The sequence below is a fragment of the Desulfobacterales bacterium genome, assembly GCA_028704555.1.
In the GTDB taxonomy this organism is placed as follows: Bacteria; Desulfobacterota; Desulfobacteria; order Desulfobacterales; family JAQWFD01; genus JAQWFD01.
In genome coordinates this window covers 1-3,285 of record JAQWFD010000088.1, presented here as the reverse complement: position 1 = coordinate 3,285, position 3,285 = coordinate 1, and the positions used below count along the sequence as shown (strand labels likewise).

Sequence of the window (3,285 nt, the reverse complement as noted above, 5' to 3'; positions counted from 1 at the left end):
TATTGAGGGTCGTAGCCGATTTTTGCAATCCAGTCGAGAGCCTTGTCCGTCACCTCTAATTTGATGCCGCTTTCTTCCAGTTGTTTGGTGATGCCGTTCAGTTGCAGATTTACAATCTGTCTGATTTCAGATTGGCTTAATGGCGTAAACATGATCAGTTCATCAATACGGTTCAGGAATTCCGGCCGGATGGTTTGTTTCAGCAATTCGAAAACGGATTTTCTGGTCGATTCCATGACTTCATCCCGATTGGCATTTGTCATCTTTGCAAAGCTATCCCTAATCAGCGATGAACCGATATTGGAGGTCATGATAATGATGGTGTTCTTGAAATTGACCACCCTGCCTTTGTTGTCTGTCAGTCTACCATCGTCTAAAACCTGTAAGAGCACGTTAAAAACATCCGGGTGTGCTTTTTCTATTTCGTCAAACAGGACGACAGAGTAGGGTTTATGCCTGATGGCCTCCGTCAATTGACCACCTTCATCGTAACCTATGTATCCCGGAGGAGAACCGATCAGTCTGGTAACAGAAAATTTTTCCTGATATTCAGACATATCGATTCTGGTCATCTTGTTTTCATCGTCAAACAGATAATCTGCCAATGCTTTGGCCAATTCTGTTTTTCCGACACCTGTCGTTCCGAGGAAAATAAAGGATCCGATAGGGCGTTTGGGATCATTCAAACCTGCACGGCTTCGGCGCACAGCATCAGAAACGGCGGCAATGGCTTCTTCCTGTCCGATGACCCGTTTGTGCAGTTCTTCTTCCAGGTGGAGCAGCTTGTCTTTTTCGCTCTGCATCATCTTGTTGACGGGTATTCCTGTCCAACGGGAAACAATGTCTGCAATATCCTGAGCATCCACTTCTTCCTTGATGATCGGGCTATCTCCCTGCATCTGATGTAGTTTTTCTTTGGTACTGTCAATGGCAGCCTGGGTTTCCTTCATTTTTCCATAGCGGATTTCGGCCACTTTGCCGTAATCGCCTTCTCTTTCGGCTCTTTCTGCTTCATATTTCAGGTTCTCCAGGTCGATTTTGCCTTGTTGGATTTTGTTGATTTGTTCTTTTTCGGAACTCCATTTTGCTTTGATCTTGCTGCTTTCTTCCTTCTGGTTGGCTATTTCCTGATTGAGCTGAGATAACTTGGTTTGGTCGTTTTCGCGTTTGATGGCTTCCCGCTCGATTTCCAGCTGCATGATATTCCGTTCGATGATATCAAGTTCTTCAGGAACGGAATCAATTTCCATTCTCAGTTTGGCTGCGGCTTCATCCATCAGGTCGATGGCTTTATCCGGCAGGAAACGGTCGGTGATGTACCGACTTGAAAGTTCTACGGCGGCAATCAGGGCATCGTCTTTGATCCTGACCTTGTGGTGGTTTTCATAACGTTCTTTCAGACCACGCAGGATGGAAATGGTGCTGGCTTCGTCCGGCTCGTTGACCTGAACAATCTGGAAACGACGTTCCAAGGCCTTGTCCTTTTCGAAATATTTTTGATATTCGTTGAGCGTTGTTGCCCCGATAGCCCGGAGTTCGCCTCTGGCCAACGCTGGTTTTAAAATATTGGCTGCATCCATGGCTCCTTCACCTCCGCCTGCTCCGACCAAGGTGTGGATTTCATCGATGAACAAGATAATTTCGCCTTCGGATTGGATCACTTCATTAATGACCGATTTCAAACGTTCTTCAAATTCGCCTTTGTATTTGGCTCCGGCTACCAATGCGCCCATATCCAGAGAAAACAATTGTTTGCTCTTCAGGTTTTCCGGTACGTCACCACGGATAATACGGTGAGCCAGACCTTCGGCAATGGCTGTTTTACCCGTACCTGGTTCTCCGATCAGGATGGGATTGTTTTTGGTACGTCGGCTAAGAATTTGCAGTACCCGGCGGATTTCTTCATCACGGCCGATGACCGGATCCAGTTTACCTGAACGTGCACGCTCATTTAAATTGATGGCGTATTTGTTCAGGGCGTTGTAAGTATCTTCGGCGGACTGGCTGCTGACCTTGGAGCCTTTTCTCAGTTCCCGGATGGCTTCATGCATCACTTGTTCGGTGAGACCGGCTTCTTTCAATAAGCTCGATACGGCATTCTTTTCGGTGAGCAAAGCCAAAAGGATGAATTCCAGTGATACGAACTGGTCGCCTTCTTTCGTGGAATAATCAATCGCTTTCTGGATGACGGCATTTGTCTCCCGGGAAAGATACGGTTCGGCATTGCTTACCCGCGGATAACTGTCGAGCAGTCTGTCCAAGGCTGTATTGAGTGTATTTGGGTTTGCTCCGGATTTTTGGAAAAGGAAATTGGTCACATTTTCTCCGACCTCCATGACTCCTTTCAAAAGGTGTGGCGTTTCAATGGCTTGTTGTTGTCTTCCCTGAGCCAGTTCGATGGCTTTTTGAACAGCTTCCTGTGATTTGATGGTGAAATTGTTGAAGTTCATAGTTGTTTGTTTATAACAACTATCAAGCAGCAATTGTTTTGCCAAACAGAAAATCCGCCAAATTGACACCGCTATTGGTTGTATAGTGTCAATTTGGCGGATTGTGAATTTTGTTCCTATTCGTAGCGGATTGCTTCAATCGGATCCAGTTCAGAGGCTCGCTTTGCAGGATACCATCCGAAAAATATTCCGGTAATAGAGCAGACCAAAAAGGACAGAATAACAGAATAAGCCTGAATTCCTATCGGCCAGTTTGCTATCCACTTGATGCTGTACGATGACATGACACCGAGCAAGATACCGATAAGGCCACCTGTTACACTGATTAAAACGGCTTCAGTCAGGAATTGCATCAGGATATCCTTCCCTTTTGCACCGATGGACATACGAAGTCCGATTTCCTTGGTGCGTTCGGTTACCGATACATACATGATGTTCATAATGCCGATACCTCCGACTATTAGGGAAATGCCGGCTACTGCCGCCAGTAAAGCCGTCATCATGTCTGTCGTGGAAGTCATCATGGTGAGCATTTCCTTTTGGGTACGGACGCTGAAGTCATCTTCTCCACCAGAACTGATTTTATGTCTGTTGCGTAAGATTTCTTCTATTTGAGCCTGTGCCGCTTCCGTATCCTTTTCGTCAATGACGGATGCATAAATGGACTGCAGGTAGGTGACGGCCAGAATTCTTTTCATGACCGAAGTGTAGGGTGCCAGTATGATATCATCCTGATCTTGCCCCATGGAGTTGTCTCCTTTTTCCCCAAGGACACCGATTACTTTAAAAGGAATTTTTCCGAAACGGATATTTTGACCAACGGGATCTTCACCGT

At 46.1% G+C, this 3,285-nt stretch carries 2 protein-coding genes; both read right to left on the bottom strand.

The features are described 5' to 3' along the window. The coding region (clpB, locus tag PHQ97_16050) for an ATP-dependent chaperone ClpB (GenBank protein ID MDD4394246.1) at nucleotides 1-2,450 on the bottom strand (2,450 nt) is incomplete at its 3' end. Between the two features lie 116 nt (nucleotides 2,451-2,566). Further along, nucleotides 2,567-3,285, bottom strand: a 719-nt coding sequence (locus PHQ97_16045; GenBank protein ID MDD4394245.1) for an FtsX-like permease family protein, incomplete at its 5' end; no start/stop codon positions are given.